We start from the raw sequence: 15,613 nt of genomic DNA, 5'->3' as shown, positions 1-15,613 counted from the left end.
CTTTACCTCCCAGTCGCCGTAGCGCCCGCCGCTTCGGCTGCCGCGATGCCAGCTGGAGCATCCTCGAAGACGAGGCAATCGCGCGCGTCGAAGCCGAGCCGTTCCGCGCCAAGCCGGAAGCAATCGGGCGCCGGCTTGCCGCGGGAGACATCTTCCGCCGCGACGATGATGGCCGGGACGGGGATGCCGGCGGCCTTCATGCGCAACAGCGCCAGCTCACGTGGGGCGGAGGTGACGATTGCCCAGCGTTCGGGCGGCAGCGAATCGAGGAATGCCACGGCGCCTGAGATCTGGATAATGCCATCGAGATCGGCCGCCTCGGCCTTCAGCAGCAGATCAGCCTCGTATGCCGGGTCGACGCCCGGCAGTGCCAGGCCGGTGATGGTCTCGATCGCGCGCACGCCATGGATCGTCGGCAGGAAGGCGGCGACGTCGAGCCCCTGGCGGAGAGCCCAATTGCTCCACACCCGTTCCGCCGAGGCGATGGAATTGATGAGCGTGCCGTCCATGTCGAAGAGGAAGGCCGCGAATTTTCTGCCTGAATACATGATTTTCCTTGAGTCCGGGGAGGCGCTTGGTCGGGTGGCCGAACCTAACGTCTCGACTGCGGCAGGGGAAGACACGGGGGCGTGCTTTTCGATCGGCCCAGGGAACCACGATATCCTCCGGGCGTTTGGGAAGGACTGCTTCTCACAACAATGATCGAAGGGGGACCAACGGTGCTGATCCGGCTCGGCTACGAAATCGCCATCGAATGCGTAGCCGCCACGCCGGTGATTTCAGTGCTCGAGATCCATCGGGACAGGCAGGGCGACATCAAGCGGCAGACGCGGGTGCTGACCTCGCCCGCGGTGCCGACAAGACTGTACCACGATCTGCATGGCAATGCCTGCCGGCGCTTCACAGCGCCCGCCGGTGGTTTTCGCATCCTGTACGACGCGGTCGTAGAGGACAGCGGCGAGACGGACGAGGTAAACACACTGGCCAGGGAAGTGCCGGTGGCGGACCTGCCGGACGAAGTTCTCGGTTATCTCCTGGGCAGCCGCTATTGCGAGACGGATCATCTGAGCAGCCTGGCCTGGCAGCTCTTCGGTGACATCCCGTCCGGCTGGGCGCGCGTGCAGGCGATCGTCGACTATGTCCACAACCGGCTGTCGTTCGGCTATGGCTATGCGCGCTCGACCCGCACCGCGGCTCAGGCGCATGAGGAGCGCGTCGGGGTCTGCCGCGACTTCGCCCATCTGGCGATCACGCTTTGCCGCTGCATGACTATTCCGGCACGCTACGTGAACGGCTATCTCGGCGATATCGGCGTGCCAGCCGATCCGGCGCCGATGGACTTCTCGGCGTGGCTGGAAGTGTTCCTCGACGGCAAATGGTACACGTTCGATCCTCGCCACAACACGCCCAGAATCGGCCGTATCGTCATCGCCCGCGGCCGCGACGCCACCGACGTGCCGCTGCTACACAGTTTCGGCCCCCACCGGCTCAGCCTGTTCAAGGTGTGGACGTACGAACAGGAAGGCAATCTGTTCAACCCGCCCTACCACGGCATCGACAGGACTGTCAGCGCACAGATGCTGGCGTAATCGCGACGCCTGCCGATGCGACAGGGTGGCAGCGAGGTTCTTTCCAGGCGCAACTTTCGGGACACATGGTCCGCTTCGGCACAGTGAGCTTGTGCCGCAACAGGACGCCGTCGATGGCGTCGCGATGCCTTGGGCCAGATCATGGTAAGCGGCCGGTAAACGCGAGCGCCACGGCGCGTTCCCGTTTACCAACCGTTCACCTTTGTGGGTTCCAAAACTCAACAAAAACAACGGCTTGCTGTTGGAAGGCGAGCTCTCCGCCAGGCCAAGGCGTCATCCGGCGGGAATCCTGCATTGCCCTTTGCGCGGCGACGAGGCCGAGGCGAGTGGAGGCTGTAGGATGCGGAATTACGGGGGTCTTGTTCACGCGGTCGGCGGCTTCGCCAGGGATCGCGGTGGAAATTTCGCGGTCCTGTTCGGCCTTAGCGCCTCGGTCTTGGCGCTGGCAGCGGGCTTCTCGGTCAACGTATCGCAGCTCTACAATGCCAGATCGAGCCTCCAGAGCGTGGTCGATGCCGCGGTCACGTCGACGGCACGCGACCTGACGACCGGCGCCACCAACGAAGCCGATGCCGACACATCGGTGCAGGCCTTTCTCGACGCCAACAGCCAAGCAGGCATTCTGCAGGCCGACCAGATCGTGCTCGACAGGTTGATCGTCGACAGGACTGCCAAGACGGTTCAGGCCGACGCCCATGTCGATGTCGCGCTGTACTTTCCGATTTTCGGCACGGGCGACATGAAACGCGTCACCGCTTCCACAACGGCGCTCTATTCGGACAAGACCGTCGAAGTGGCGATGATGCTCGACGTAACGAAATCGATGGTGAAGCGCGGCAAGGTCGACAAGATCGGCGATCTGAAAGCTGCTGCAAAAAATGCTGTTCTGACGATGCTGCAGAAGCAGGATCCGCAGAACCCCCGCATCCGCGTCGCGATTGTGCCTTATGCATCTGGCGTCAACGCCGGCAAGCTGGCGGAAAACATCTATGCCGAGAAGCAAGGCAGCTCTGAGCTCCCACCCGTCGCCGGCAGTCCGCTTCTCGTCGCCAAGACGGGCAAAAATCTGCTGCCGTCCTTCAGCGACTACATCTCCATTGTCGGCGCGGCGATGCCACGCCCGGACAATTGCGCCACCGAGCGCAAGGACAAGAACGGCAACGCGGATATGAGCGCCGACGGCCCAGACACTGTTCGCACCGACAGGAACGGCAAGAAATACTATGCCCTGGTCAACCGGGACGATCATCTCGGCGGAGGTATGAACAGGTGCCCTGGTGCGGAGGTGATCCCGCTGACCGCCGACTCCGATGCATTGCTTGAATCGATCGAGGACTTCCAGTCCGATGGCTACACGGCCGGCGCGATCGCCATTCAGTGGACCTATTATATGCTGTCGCCGCAATGGCGCACTGCAATCAGGAACGCCGGTCTCGGCAAAGGCGCCTCGGATGCCGATCCGAAGAAGATCGCCAAGGTCGCGATCCTGATGACCGATGGCCAGTTCAATACCGCCTTCGCCGGGGCTGGGGACAGGTACAACAGCCAGGGCAACCTTGCGCGCGGCAACGCCGAAACGCTGTGCGAAAATATGAAAAATGATGGCATCGAGATTTTCACCATTGGCTTCGATCTGGACGACAAGGACATGTCGGCAACCGAGCGGGACCAGGCAAAGGCGGTGCTGAAGGACTGTTCGTCGAAGGATACCTCCGCCGCCAAGAGGCATTTCTTCGACGTGTCCACCGGAGCCGAATTGGACGACGCCTTTCAGGAAATCATTCGCAACACCGAAAAGGTCGCATTGACCCAGTAGTCCGCAAACGGAAAAGGCCGCCGCTTCTTTCGAAGCCGGCGGCCTTCCGTGTTTCCGTCCGTGGCGCGGCCTTGGCGGCGACCTATCGGGTCACCCGCCGCGCATTTCGCGCCTTAACGGGAAGACTGCTTCCCGAAAGTGCAATCCGCTGAGGCCACGTTCTGGAAAACGAAATCACTCGACATCGGATCACCTCCTTTCGATTTGTTGAACACATACTGATGATGGGGTGCATTGCAGCAAAAGACAAGGTGCAGGTCTGAAATTAGCCAACGGGGGGCTTGGTGCGAGCCGCTTGCGATTGCCAGGCCGGCCGGGCAAACTTCTGCCTGGGGCCAGCATTCGGAGGAATCGCATGGAGGCAGCCGAAAAGGCCGCTCGCATCGTTCGAACGGTGATCGAAACATTGAAACCGGGGTTTGCCGTCAGGCTATGGACCGGAGAGCGGATCGGCCCCGCCACGGGTCCGGTGCTCACCATCAACGACCAGGACATCGTCTGGCAGGTGGTGAAGCGACCGTCCTTGTCGACGCTGATCGAGATGTGGATTTCCAAGACGATCAATATCGAAGACGGGACGATTTTCGACTTCTACGCCCTGCCATCGCAAGGCAAGCTCAGAACCAAGCTCAAATCGCTGCCGAAAATGGCGATCCTGCGCGACCTGCCTTCCGTGCTTTTGGCGCGCAAGCAGATGACGGCGCGGACCGATCTGTCGGGGCGCAATCCCTATGTCAGCGGTTCGAGCCAGGAGGCGATCCTGCATCACTACGACATTTCGAACGCCTTCTACCGGCTCTTCCTCGACGAGCGCATGGTCTACAGCTGCGGATACTTCAAGGATTTCGCCAATGGCATCGACCAGGCGCAGATCGACAAGCTCGACCATATCTGTCGCAAGCTCCGGCTGAAGCCTGGCGAACGACTCCTCGACATCGGCTGTGGCTGGGGAGCGATGCTCATCCATGCCGCGAAGAACTATGGTGTTATCGGCCACGGTGTCTCGCTGTCGCAGGCGCAGACCGATCTTGCCCGCGAACGCATCCGCGCCGAAGGGCTGGAGGACCGCATCACCATCGAGATCAAATCCTATGCCGAACTCACCGGCTCGTTCGACAAGATCTCGTCGATCGGCATGTTCGAACATCTCGGGCTCGCCAACCACGCCACCTATTTCAAGACCATTCATCGCCTGCTGAAGCCGGGCGGCATCTATCTGCACCACGCCATCACCCGGCGCAGCAAGGGCGACATGAAGAAGACCCTGCGCAAGGGGCCGGAGTACAAGGCGCTGCTCAAATACATTTTCCCCGGCGGCGAACTCGACACGATCGGCATGACAACAGGCAATCTCGAGGCGCATGGTTTTCTCGTCTACGATGTCGAGAACCTGCGCGAGCACTATGCCCGCACCTGCAGACTGTGGGCGGAGCGGCTGCACGAAAGGTTCGACGAGGCAATCGCCGAGGTGGGCGAAGCCAAGGCACGGCTATGGCTGCTTTACCTGACGGGCTGTTCGATCACCTTCGAACGCGCCTCGGCGCAGATTTTCCAGACCGTCGTGACCAAGCGCGCGCGTGGTCCAAGCGGCCTGCCGCCGACGCGGGCGGATCTGTATCGATAGCTTACAGGAAGCGCATCGCGTCGCCGGTTTCGATGCGCGCCGGCCGGTCGACCGTGCAATAGACCCCGAGATTGTGGGCGTTATGGCGGACCAGGTTGCGCAGGATCGCCGGATCGTGGTCGAAGCCATCCTGGGCGATGATGGTGAAACCGCAGCGGCGGCAGGGTTCCGAGATGGTCAGCAGGAGGTCGCCGATGGCAAGCTTGCGGCCGATCCATTCCGTTTCGGGAAACGAGCCTTCGATGGCCGCCATGTCGACGACGATGTTGGGGCGGAAGCGGCGTGGGTCGGTGGCGCCCTCTGGATGCAACGCCTTCAGGCGTGCCAGCGAGGCGGTGGTCAACAGATGGATCGGCGCCTTGCGATAACGCTCCGCCGTCAGCGGGCCGGAATAACCAGGCGCGGCATTCTCGCGACGAAACGGCCGGATCGAGGCCTCGAAGCCGAGATAGGCCGATACCGCGCGGTCGCTCTCGATACTTGGCGCAGCCAGCCAGTCGCTATCGGGAACGGCAATCTCGAGTTCCAGGGCAGGCGACAGCCGGGTGCGGATGCGCGGCACCTTGTGCCATTTCGGGTCGCGGTCCGGTCGCGCGATCTCATTGTCGGACGCGTCGACAAGGCCGAACATGCGGTCGCCCTTAATGCTCTCGATGTCGACCGAGATTGTCTCCCGGCGCTCGCCGGCAAGCGAACTCGCCGGATAGCGCCAAAGCTCACTGACAGTGCCAAGCGCTGCCTGCATCAGCTCTTCTTGTTTTGCCGGTTGGCGACCAAATCATCGACGACGGCCGGATCGGCGAGCGTCGAGGTATCGCCGAGCGCTGAAAAATCGTCCTCGGCAATCTTACGCAGGATGCGGCGCATGATCTTGCCGGAACGCGTCTTCGGCAGGCCGGGCGCGAACTGGAGCTTGTCGGGCGAAGCGATGGCGCCGATCTCCTTGCGGACATGGGCGACCAGCTCCTTGCGCAGCTCCTCGCTCGGCTGCTCGCCGGCCATCAGCGTGACGTAGCAGTAGATGCCCTGTCCCTTGATGTCGTGCGGATAGCCGACGACGGCGGCTTCCGAAACCTTGTCGTGGCTGACCAGTGCGGATTCGACCTCGGCCGTGCCCATGCGATGGCCGGAGACGTTGATGACGTCGTCGACGCGGCCGGTGATCCAGTAATAGCCGTCGGCGTCACGGCGGCAGCCGTCACCGGTGAAATACTTGCCCTTATAGGTCGAAAAATAGGTCTGCACGAAGCGGTCGTGGTCGCCATAGACGGTGCGCATCTGGCCCGGCCAGGAATCGGTGATGCACAGATTGCCGTCGGCCGCCCCTTCCAGCACCTTGCCCTCGCCATCGACCAGCTGCGGCTTGACGCCGAAGAAGGGTCGCGTTGCCGATCCTGCCTTGAGGTCGGTGGCGCCGGGCAGCGGTGTGATCAGGATGCCGCCGGTCTCGGTCTGCCACCAGGTGTCGACGATCGGCACCTTGCCGTTGCCGACGATGTTGAAATACCACTCCCAGGCTTCCGGATTGATCGGCTCGCCGACCGAACCCAGTACGCGCAGCGACTTGCGCGATGTCTTGGCGACATGCGCGTCGCCGGCGCCCATCAGCGCGCGCAGCGCCGTCGGCGCGGTGTAGAAGATGTTGACCTTGTGCTTGTCGATGACTTCCCAGAAGCGCGACTGCGACGGATAATTCGGCACGCCTTCGAACATCAGCGTGGTGGCGCCGTTGGCGAGCGGGCCGTAGACGATGTAGCTGTGGCCGGTGACCCAGCCGACATCGGCGGTGCACCAGTAGATGTCGCCGTCATGGTAATCGAAGACATATTGGTGGGTCATCGAGACGTAGACGAGATAGCCGGCGGTGGTGTGCAGCACGCCCTTCGGCTTGCCGGTCGAACCCGATGTGTAGAGGATGAACAGCGGGTCCTCGGCCTTCATCTTCTCGGGCTTGCATTCGGCTTTCACCGTCGCGACCTCGTCGTGGTACCAGACGTCGCGGCCTGAAACCCAGCCGGTCTTGCCGCCGGTGCGGCGCACGACCACCACCTTTTCGACTTTCGTCCCGGCTTTCGCGGCGATCTCGATCGCCTTGTCGGTGTTTTCCTTCAAAGGGATGGGCTTGCCGCCGCGCAGGCCTTCATCAGCCGTGATGACGAAGGTCGACTTGCAGTCGTCGATGCGGCCGGCCAGCGCATCCGGCGAGAAACCGCCGAAGACGATCGAATGGACGGCGCCGATACGCGTGCAGGCCAGCATCGCATAGGCGGCTTCCGGGATCATCGGCATGTAGATGGTGACGCGGTCGCCTTTCTTGACGCCGTGTTTCTTCATCACATTGGCGAGCCGGCAGACATGCTCGTAGAGCTCGTTATAGGTGACCTTCTTGTCATCGTAGGGATTGTCGCCTTCCCAGATGATGGCGGTCTGGTTGCCGCGCTTCTTCAGGTGCCGGTCGATGCAGTTGTAGGAAACGTTGGTCAGTCCGTCCTCGAACCATTTGATCGAGACCTTGCCGTCGAAAGAGGTGTTCTTGACCTTGCTGTAGGGCTTGAACCAGTCGATGCGCTTGCCGTGCTTGCCCCAGAATCTGTCCGGGTTCTTGACGCTGTCGGCATACCATTTCAGGTAGGTGTCATTGTCGATCAGCGCGTTTTTCTTCCACGCCGGCTGGACGCGATGGACATGAACCTCGGACATTCCTGACTTTCCTCCCGAACCAATCGCCGGCTTGAAATGCCGGCGGGATCGCGGCGACAGGGCCGCGAATTCGGCGGCATTATTACCAGTTCCGCCGTTACGGCAACATTAGACGTTGGATTCGCGCGGCGGGATGCCGCAGGGGGCTTCCCCGAGGCTGTCAGCACTCGGCCAAGTGCGCTGCTAACTGCATGTTTTCGCATGCTAAAGCCGGTTCAGATGAAGAAAAAATCAATAGACGATTAATCAGCGGCGCGCACAATCAGCCATGGGAGGACAGGCGAATCAACCTGGGGACCGTAATGCGCGACCATGCCGAAATGGACCTGATGCTCAAAGGCTATGGCTTGACCACGGCCAAGATTCTTTATCACTTTCCCGATCACCCGCATCTGCTGCAGAGCTTCATCTGGCAGGACTACGATCTGGCGCCGAAGTTTCCGGTGCTGATCAAGTTCATCGAATTCTGGAAGGCCAAGCTGGACGGGCCGCTGCATTCGATCAGCTACACCCACCAGAAGCTGATCGCGCCGAATGAGTGGCGCAAGGTGGATGGGGAGTTCGTGCTGCATTAGGGGCGAGTTTCGCAGCAACGGCTTCTTGAGGTCGGCGTTCTACGACGCCCCCCTCTGTCCTGCCGGACATCTCCCCCTCAAGTGGGGAGATTGGCAGCTCCGCCGACAACGCCGCCCCTTGTTACGCCTGAGATTGGCGAAAGTCGCCGCGACATCCGATCTCCCCCCTTGAGGGGGAGATGGCCGGCAGGCCAGAGGGGGGCGCTGGCCCGCGAACCTTGCGCCATGACGACCCGATGCGCTCACACCGCCGGCGGGCTCAGTCGAGCAAAGCCTTCCTGCCGCCGATACGGGAAGTACGGGTAGGGCGCGGTGACTTCGCTTGCGGCGTCGAGTTTCCCGATCTGCTCCGGCGTCAAGGTCCAGCCGACGGCGCCGAGGTTCTGGCGAAGCTGTTCCTCGTTGCGGGCGCCAATGATGACCGACGACACGGTCGGGCGCTGCAGCAGCCAGTTGATGGCGATCTGCGGCACGGTTTTGCCGGTCTCCTGCGCCACCGCATCGAGCGCATCCATCACCCGGTAGAGATGCTCGTCCTCGACCGGCGGGCCGAAATCAGCTGTGTCGTGCAGCCGGCTCTGTTCCGGCAAGGGCTGGCCACGGCGGATCTTGCCGGTCAGGCGGCCCCAGCCGAGCGGGCTCCACACGAGCGCGCCGACGCCCTGGTCGAGGCCGAGCGGCATCAGCTCCCATTCGTAGTCGCGGCCGACCAGCGAGTAGTAGACCTGGTGCGCGACATAGCGCGGATAACCGTGCTTGTCGGCTTGCGCCAGCGACTTCATCACTTGCCAGCCGGAGAAATTGGAGACGCCGACATAGCGCAGCTTGCCGGCGCGCACGAGTTCGTCCAGCGTCGACAAGACCTCCTCGATCGGCGTCCCGGCATCGAAAGCGTGCAGCTGCAACAGGTCGATATAGTCAGTGCCGAGGCGCTTCAGCGCGGCGTCCACCGACTTGATCAACCGCGACCGGGAAGAGCCATAGTCAGCGGGTCCGTCGCCCATCGGCAGCGCGGTCTTGGTCGATATCAGAACGGCATCGCGGCGGCCTTTTATCGCTTCGCCAAGCACCTCTTCCGAGGCGCCGTTCGAATAGACGTCGGCGGTGTCGAACAGATTGACGCCGGCCTCCAGGCAAATGTCGATCAGCCGCCGCGCTTCCCTGGCGTCGCTGTTGCCCCAGGCGCCGAACAGCGGGCCGGAACCGCCAAAGGTTCCCGCGCCGAATGAGAGTGCGGGCACTTTCAGGCCCGATGCACCGAGACGTCGGTAGTCCATCTTTTTACTCCTGTGGAATGAAGGGTGTGGAAAGCGGGTTTGCAGAGGACGATCACGACCGGATGGAGGCAGGCTCGCCGAGCGTGGCGGTGCGATCGAGACGCAGCGCCAGCCCCGCCACGCCGAGTGCCGCGAGCGGCAGCAGGGCGGCGACCCAGGTGAGTGAGCCCAGGCCAAGGCCATGGGCAATCACCGCACCGCCAAGCCAGGCACCTGCCGCATTGCCGAGATTGAAGGCGGCGATGTTGAAGGACGAGGCGAGGCTCTGGCCGGCACCTTGCGCCTTGTCCAGCACCCACATTTGCAGCGGCGCCACGGTGGCGAAGGCGGCAGCGCCGAGCAGGCCGACATAGATGACGGCCATCACCTGGCTGTGGATGGCGAAGCTCATGGTGGCGAGCACCAGGGCCAGCACCACGAGACTGCCGAGAACGGCCGGCACCAGCCAGCGATCGGCGACCTTGCCGCCAAGTAAATTGCCGGCAATGAGGCCGCCGCCGAAGACGAGCAGGATCGGCGACACGGCCGCTTCCTGGAAGCCGCTTATCTCGGTCAGCAGCGGCGCGATATAGGTGAAGACGGCGAAGACACCGGCATAGCCGAGCACGGTGGTGGCAAGACCGAGCAGGACGGGCGTGCGGCGCAAAACGGCGAGATCGGCGCGCAGATCGCTCTTTTCGGGCGCGGTCCGGCTGCGTGGCACCAGAGCCAGGATGACGGCGAAGGCCGCCACGCCGACCAATGTCACCGCCCAGAAGGTCGCTCGCCAGCCAAAGGCCTGGCCGAGCCAGGTGCCGAAGGGCACGCCGAGGATGTTGGCGATGGTCAGACCGGTGAACATCAGCGCGATCGCCGAGGCTTGTCTGTTGGGTGCGACCAGCCCGGTGGCGACGACAGAGCCGACGCCAAAGAATGTGCCGTGGGCGAAGGCGGTGATGATGCGGGCGCCCATCAGCGTCCAGTAATCGGGGGCCAGCGCACAGGCGAGATTGCCAAGCGTGAAGATCGCCATCAGTGCCAGAAGCACGGTCTTGCGTGCCCAGTTGCCGGTGGCGATGGTCAGCAGGGGCGCGCCGATGACGACGCCGAGCGCATAGCCCGAAATGAGCTGGCCGGCGGCCGTGATCGAAACGCCGAGATCCTTGCTGACATCGAGTAGCAGACCCATGATGACGAATTCGGTGACGCCGATGCCGAAGGCACCGGCGGCAAGCGCGTAAAGAGCAAGAGGCATGGCGGTTTCCACTTCGATGGCGAAGAGCGCCGTCCCGCGCCCCGACCCCTGAGATCGTGCTTCCCTGCATTGTGAACCAGACTTGCCTTGGGCACATTTTCTGTGAAATAGATTCACAAATGGCCAGGCCCGATATCAATCGCTCCGGCGAGATCGAAGTGTTCGTGCGCGTCGTCGAGGACGGCAGTTTCTCCTCCGCCGCACGCGCGTTGCGCATGACGCCTTCGGCGGTGAGCAAGCTGATCGCGCGGCTGGAGGCCCGGCTTGGCGCGCGGCTGGTCAGCCGCTCGACGCGAAAGCTGCAACTGACGCCGGAAGGCACCGCGTTCTACGAGAGCGGCCTGCGCATCCTCGCCGACATGGCGGCGGCCGAGCAGGAGGCGGCGGCGGGTGCTTCACCGCGCGGACGGCTGCGCGTCAACAGCTACGTGCCCTTCGGGGTACACCGGCTGATCCCGCTTCTGCCCCGCTTCCTCGAACGCTACCCCGAGATTTCAGTCGATCTGGTGCTGACCGACAGCGTCATCGACCTGATGGCGGAACGCGCCGATGTCGCTATCCGTGCCGGGCCGCTGAGTGAGTCACGGCTGGTGGCGCGCAAGCTGGGGCAAAGCCCTGTGGTGGTCGTTGCAGCACCTTCCTACCTCGAAACGCAGGGCACGCCGCTGACGCCAGCCGATCTCGACAGGCATAACCGCATGGGCTTCGGGTTCGTCAGGCATCTCGATGGCTGGCCGTTCCTCGACGCGGACGGCCGCGCCATCATGGTTCCCATCACCGGCAACACGCTGGTCAGCGATGGCGAGGCGATGCGGCTGATGGCGCTGGCGGGCGCAGGCATCGCCCGGCTGGCGCGCTGGCATGTGGCGGAAGACATCGCGGCCGGCCGGCTGGTGTCGCTGCTGGAGGCATTCAATCCGGGCGACGAGGAGCCGACCCACGCCGTCTATGTCGGCCAGGGCCGGCATCTGCCGGCGCGGGTGCGTGCCTTTCTCGATTTTCTGGGAGAGAGCGTCCGGCTGAGCTGACATCTCCGGAGCCACGGCTCCCGGGATGTCAGCGTGGGCCGTATTTATGCTTTCGGCGTGAACGGCGCCGGGCGGCGGCCCACTGCCTGGCGCTCCAGCATCCAGCCGGGATATTCGGACGGCAGGGCGCTGACCTCGTCGAGACGAAGCAGATCGTCTGTGTCGAGCTTCACATCAGTGGCGGCAAGGTTCTGCTCCAGCTGCTCCATGCGGCTGGCGCCGATGATGACGCTCATCACGAAGGGCTTGGCCAGGACATAGCCGAGCGCCACCGTGGCGACGCTGACATCATGCTTTTTGGCGATTTCGCGCATGACGGCAACGGCCGCCCAGGCACGGTCCTCATTGACCGGCGGGAAGTTGAAGGACGCGCGGCGGCCTTCGCCATTGCCGGGCGCGCCGCGGGCCGTACGTTCCGGAGAGCAGGCCACCGGCCATCGGCGACCACACCATCAGGCCGAGCTTCTCCTCGTTGAGCAGCGGCACGATCTCGCGCTCGAGATCGCGGCCGGCGATCGAATAGTAGGACTGGACGGTCTCGAAACGGGCAAAGCCCTTGCGCTCGGCGATACCGAGCGCCTTGGCGATGCGCCATGCCGCCCAGTTGGAGACGCCGACATAGCGAACCTTGCCGCTGGCAACGAGATCGTCGAGCGCCCGCAGCGTTTCGTCGATCGGCGTCACGGTGTCGGTGCCGTGCAGCTGATATAGATCGATATGGTCGAGCTGCAGCCGCTCCAAGCTGGCATCGACCGAGTCCATGATGTGGCCGCGTGACGAGCCGCGCTGGTTGGGGCCTTCGCCCATGGCGCCATGCGCCTTGGTGGCGATGACCACGTTCTGCCTGTTCACGCCGAGATCCCTGAGCGACTGGCCGAGCAGCCGTTCGGATTCGCCAAAGGAGTAGACGTCGGCCGTATCGAAGAAATTGACGCCGGCGGCGAGCGAATGGGCAACGATCTCGTTGACCCCCTTCTGGTCGAGGCTGGCGATCAGGCCCCATTGGGCATTCTGACCGGCGGCGCCGAAGGTCATGGTGCCGAGGCACAGTTCGGAGACGAACATCCCCGTATTTCCAAGCTGGTTGTAGCGCATGGTGGCGGCTCCAGAGAGTTTGTGATGACGCAAAGCAAATAGGAACGGTACGTTTCGTTTCCAGTCCTGGAGCAACGAGCCCGCCGAGTTGGCCTATAACCCCTCACCGCATCTAATGCCGCCATCAGAAAAGCGCCCGCTGCATTCACCGAACGAGGTTCGCATGAGTATGCGGATTATAAGTCTATAACTCGGATCTTCGTCTTCGGGCGGCGATTGACCTCCTCGACGAAGTCGTCATCCCACACGGGACCTGAGAGAAGATATTCCGCAAGCGAAGGTGTTGCGCCGACCAGTCGGTCGTAGTCCTCGGGGGAGAGTACGACAGCAGTTGGCTTTCCGCGCACCGTGATGGTTTGTGGCCCTTGTTCCCGCGCCTGCCGTACGAGTTTCGACAGATTGTTCTTCGCGTCCTTAAGATGCCAGTTCAAGGGCACTACTCGCTAGATGGCTTCGCTAGTCATATACCAGATGCCGTTGAAGCATGGCAGGGTTTCCGCTCGAACAGATGTGTTCGCCAGTTCCTCGACATGGGTTGGAAGCTATTGGCAGCGAGAATCTATAGCCTCTTTCGGCGGCAGATCGCAAAGCATCGGGGATTGGCCTAAACATCTCTCTCGTCGTCATCCACGGGCGGAGCAAGGAGCGCAGCGACGCAGCGCAGACCCGAGGATCCATGCCGCGACATCTGCCGAAGAATGCAGCGGAACAGAATTCTGCACCGCTGCATTTTCCTTGTCGTCACGGCATGGATCCTAGGGTCTGCGCTCCGCTTCGCGTCGCTCCGCCCTAGGATGACGAAGGTGTGGTGGCCTGCAGCCAATCGAATATGTTGGAATTTAGCGACTAGAGACCGGTCTGTGCATCGGAACTATCGGCTGCCGAAGATCGCCGAACCGACACGGACGCTGGTGGCGCCGAAGGCGATCGCGGTCTCATAATCGCCGGACATGCCCATCGAAAGTTTGGCGACGTTGGCTTCCTTGGCGAGCTTTTCCAACAGCGCAAAATGCGGACCGGGATTCTCGTCGGCCGGCGGGATGCACATCAGGCCCTCGATGGCGAGGCCATGGACGTCGCGGCAGCGGGTGACGAAAGCCACGGCCTCGCGCGGCTCGATGCCGGCCTTCTGCGGCTCGGAGCCGGTGTTGACCTGGACATAGAGTTTTGGCGCGCGGCCCTGTTTGGCGATCTCCTTGGCCAGTTCGGCGGCGATCTTCTCGCGATCGATCGTCTCGATGACGTCGAACAGCGCCACAGCCTCTTTCGCTTTGTTCGACTGCAAGGGGCCGATCAGATGCAGTTCGATATCCGCAAATGCGTCCTTCAGATCAGGCCATTTGGCTTGCGCCTCCTGCACGCGGTTTTCGCCGAAGACGCGCTGGCCGACCTCGATGACCGGAACTATATCGGCAGCGTCAAAGGTCTTGGAGACCGCGACTAATGTCACGGCGCCAGTTTCGCGACCGGCCTCGCGCTCGGCGGCGGCGATCTTCGCCTTGACCGCGAAAAACTGCTGAACGGCATCGCCCATATGCAAATCCTGCTGTTTTGACCGGCGTTTTTGTCAGACGCGATACCCAATGGTTGACGGGTTTGCCAAACCATGGTGAACACCCGGACCACATTCCCTGAACTGCCGAGCCGTCGCCCGCAGTTCGCGCATGCTTTTAAGTGAAAAACGTCCCATGGCAACCGAACGATACAATCCGCGCGCGTCAGAGCCCAAATGGCAGAAGGCCTGGGACGCCAAGAAGCTGTTCGAAGCGCACAATGACGATCCGCGCCCGAAATACTACGTGCTGGAGATGTTCCCCTATCCGTCGGGGCGCATCCATATCGGTCATACCCGCAATTACACGATGGGCGACGTGGTGGCGCGCTACAAGCGGGCCAAGGGTTTCAACGTGCTGCACCCTATGGGCTGGGACGCCTTTGGCATGCCGGCCGAAAACGCGGCGATGCAGAACAAGGTCCATCCCAAGGAGTGGACCTACCAGAACATCGCCACCATGCGCGAGCAGCTCAAGGTCATGGGGCTGTCGCTGGACTGGGCGCGCGAATTCGCCACCTGTGACGTCGACTATTACCACCGCCAGCAGATGCTGTTCCTCGACTTCGTCGAGAAGGGGCTGGTGACGCGCAAATCCTCCAAGGTCAACTGGGATCCGGAGGACATGACGGTGCTCGCCAACGAGCAGGTCATCGACGGGCGCGGCTGGCGCTCGGGCGCGCTGGTCGAACAGCGCGAGCTGACGCAGTGGTTCTTCAAGATCACCGATTTCGCGCAGGATCTGCTGGATTCGCTCGACGGCCTCGACGAATGGCCGGAAAAAGTGAAGCTGATGCAGCAGAACTGGATCGGCCGCTCGGAAGGCCTGCTGATCCGTTGGCCTCTGGCCGACGCCTCTGATGGCGAGCATGAGCTGGAAGTCTATACGACAAGGCCCGACACCATCTTCGGCGCTTCCTTCATGGCTGTCGCCGCCGATCATCCGTTGGCCAAGAAGGCCGCTGCGCACAATCCGGCGCTGGCGAAGTTCATCGAGGATATCGGCCATATGGGCACCTCGGTGGCGGCGCTGGAGACAGCTGAGAAGAAGGGTTTCGACACCGGCCTCCGCGTCGTCCATCCGTTTGACGACAACTGGACGCTGCCGGTCTATGTCGCCAAT

General features: G+C 62.6%; 12 protein-coding genes and 2 pseudogenes. 6 read left to right on the top strand and 8 right to left on the bottom strand.

Going from position 1 to position 15,613, the window contains the following annotated elements; all coding sequences use genetic code 11:
- Positions 1-548 (bottom strand): annotated as a pseudogene (locus tag EOC06_RS12775) (HAD-IA family hydrolase); the annotation flags it as partial.
- Between the two features lie 171 nt (positions 549-719).
- On the opposite strand from EOC06_RS12775, the gene EOC06_RS12770 reads away from it, so the two are divergent.
- From EOC06_RS12770 to EOC06_RS12760, 3 genes are all read left to right on the top strand, one after another.
- Positions 720-1,589 carry a transglutaminase family protein gene (locus EOC06_RS12770; protein WP_128307920.1) on the top strand — a complete coding sequence of 290 codons (870 nt, stop codon included), beginning with the start codon at positions 720-722 and terminating at the stop codon, positions 1,587-1,589.
- A 340-nt stretch (positions 1,590-1,929) separates the two neighbouring features.
- Positions 1,930-3,405, top strand: a complete 1,476-nt coding sequence (locus tag EOC06_RS12765) for a TadE/TadG family type IV pilus assembly protein (protein ID WP_128307917.1) — start codon at positions 1,930-1,932, stop codon at positions 3,403-3,405.
- Between the two features lie 355 nt (positions 3,406-3,760).
- Entirely contained in the window at positions 3,761-5,029 is a 1,269-nt protein-coding gene (locus tag EOC06_RS12760; protein ID WP_128307916.1) for a cyclopropane-fatty-acyl-phospholipid synthase family protein, read from the top strand.
- 1 nt (position 5,030) lies between these two features.
- Here the strand turns inward: EOC06_RS12760 and EOC06_RS12755 are convergent, their stop codons facing one another.
- Together EOC06_RS12755 and acs are read right to left on the bottom strand one after the other, a co-directional pair.
- Positions 5,031-5,774 carry an MOSC domain-containing protein gene (locus tag EOC06_RS12755; RefSeq protein WP_128307915.1) on the bottom strand — a complete coding sequence of 248 codons (744 nt, stop codon included), beginning with the start codon at positions 5,772-5,774 and terminating at the stop codon, positions 5,031-5,033.
- A complete protein-coding gene (gene acs / locus EOC06_RS12750) occupies positions 5,774-7,729 on the bottom strand; it encodes an acetate--CoA ligase (RefSeq protein ID WP_128307914.1) in 1,956 nt (651 codons plus the stop codon). The genes EOC06_RS12755 and acs overlap by 1 nt, the downstream gene beginning before the upstream one ends.
- Positions 7,730-8,031: 302 nt before the next feature.
- On the opposite strand from acs, the gene EOC06_RS12745 reads away from it, so the two are divergent.
- Positions 8,032-8,304 carry an usg protein gene (locus tag EOC06_RS12745; RefSeq protein WP_013529022.1) on the top strand — a complete coding sequence of 91 codons (273 nt, stop codon included), beginning with the start codon at positions 8,032-8,034 and terminating at the stop codon, positions 8,302-8,304.
- Positions 8,305-8,546: 242 nt separating this feature from the next.
- Here EOC06_RS12745 and EOC06_RS12735 read toward each other — a convergent pair whose 3' ends face one another.
- Complete coding sequence (locus EOC06_RS12735) at positions 8,547-9,581, bottom strand: aldo/keto reductase (RefSeq protein ID WP_128307913.1); 1,035 nt, start codon at positions 9,579-9,581, stop codon at positions 8,547-8,549.
- 52 nt (positions 9,582-9,633) lie between these two features.
- Complete coding sequence (locus tag EOC06_RS12730; RefSeq protein WP_128307912.1) at positions 9,634-10,815, bottom strand: MFS transporter; 1,182 nt, start codon at positions 10,813-10,815, stop codon at positions 9,634-9,636.
- A gap of 119 nt (positions 10,816-10,934) precedes the next feature.
- Here EOC06_RS12730 and EOC06_RS12725 point away from each other — a divergent pair, with 119 nt between their 5' ends.
- The gene (locus tag EOC06_RS12725; RefSeq protein WP_128307911.1) at positions 10,935-11,843 is read left to right on the top strand and encodes a LysR substrate-binding domain-containing protein; all 909 of its coding nucleotides are present in this window, start codon (positions 10,935-10,937) and stop codon (positions 11,841-11,843) included.
- A gap of 44 nt (positions 11,844-11,887) precedes the next feature.
- Here EOC06_RS12725 and EOC06_RS12720 read toward each other — a convergent pair.
- The 3 genes and pseudogenes from EOC06_RS12720 to EOC06_RS12710 all read right to left on the bottom strand — a co-directional run bounded on the left by EOC06_RS12720 (position 11,888) and on the right by EOC06_RS12710 (position 14,472).
- Positions 11,888-12,938: pseudogene (locus tag EOC06_RS12720) on the bottom strand (aldo/keto reductase).
- 176 nt (positions 12,939-13,114) lie between these two features.
- On the bottom strand, positions 13,115-13,369 hold the full coding sequence (locus tag EOC06_RS12715) for a type II toxin-antitoxin system Phd/YefM family antitoxin (protein WP_127380713.1): 255 nt from the start codon (positions 13,367-13,369) through the stop codon (positions 13,115-13,117).
- A 440-nt stretch (positions 13,370-13,809) separates the two neighbouring features.
- Entirely contained in the window at positions 13,810-14,472 is a 663-nt protein-coding gene (locus EOC06_RS12710; RefSeq protein WP_128307910.1) for a YggS family pyridoxal phosphate-dependent enzyme, read from the bottom strand.
- Between the two features lie 154 nt (positions 14,473-14,626).
- Between EOC06_RS12710 and EOC06_RS12705 the strand changes: the two genes are divergently transcribed.
- On the top strand, positions 14,627-15,613 hold a 987-nt coding region (locus tag EOC06_RS12705), incomplete at its 3' end, for a class I tRNA ligase family protein (RefSeq protein ID WP_164898558.1).

Source organism: Mesorhizobium sp. M7A.F.Ca.MR.362.00.0.0, from assembly GCF_004023175.1.
Classification (GTDB): domain Bacteria; phylum Pseudomonadota; class Alphaproteobacteria; order Rhizobiales; family Rhizobiaceae; genus Mesorhizobium.
The sequence above is the reverse complement of the archived record's forward strand: the minus strand, read 5'-3'. Positions and strand labels throughout refer to the sequence as shown.

Coding starts and splice junctions, on each gene's coding strand:
- EOC06_RS12765 (WP_128307917.1), top strand. CDS start 1,930: ATGCGGAATTACGGGGGTCTTGTTCACGCGGTCGGCGGCTTCGCCAGG.
- EOC06_RS12760 (WP_128307916.1), top strand. CDS start 3,761: ATGGAGGCAGCCGAAAAGGCCGCTCGCATCGTTCGAACGGTGATCGAA.
- EOC06_RS12755 (WP_128307915.1), bottom strand. CDS start 5,774: ATGCAGGCAGCGCTTGGCACTGTCAGTGAGCTTTGGCGCTATCCGGCG.
- acs (WP_128307914.1), bottom strand. CDS start 7,729: ATGTCCGAGGTTCATGTCCATCGCGTCCAGCCGGCGTGGAAGAAAAAC.
- EOC06_RS12745 (WP_013529022.1), top strand. CDS start 8,032: ATGCGCGACCATGCCGAAATGGACCTGATGCTCAAAGGCTATGGCTTG.
- EOC06_RS12735 (WP_128307913.1), bottom strand. CDS start 9,581: ATGGACTACCGACGTCTCGGTGCATCGGGCCTGAAAGTGCCCGCACTC.
- EOC06_RS12730 (WP_128307912.1), bottom strand. CDS start 10,815: ATGCCTCTTGCTCTTTACGCGCTTGCCGCCGGTGCCTTCGGCATCGGC.
- EOC06_RS12725 (WP_128307911.1), top strand. CDS start 10,935: ATGGCCAGGCCCGATATCAATCGCTCCGGCGAGATCGAAGTGTTCGTG.
- EOC06_RS12710 (WP_128307910.1), bottom strand. CDS start 14,472: ATGGGCGATGCCGTTCAGCAGTTTTTCGCGGTCAAGGCGAAGATCGCC.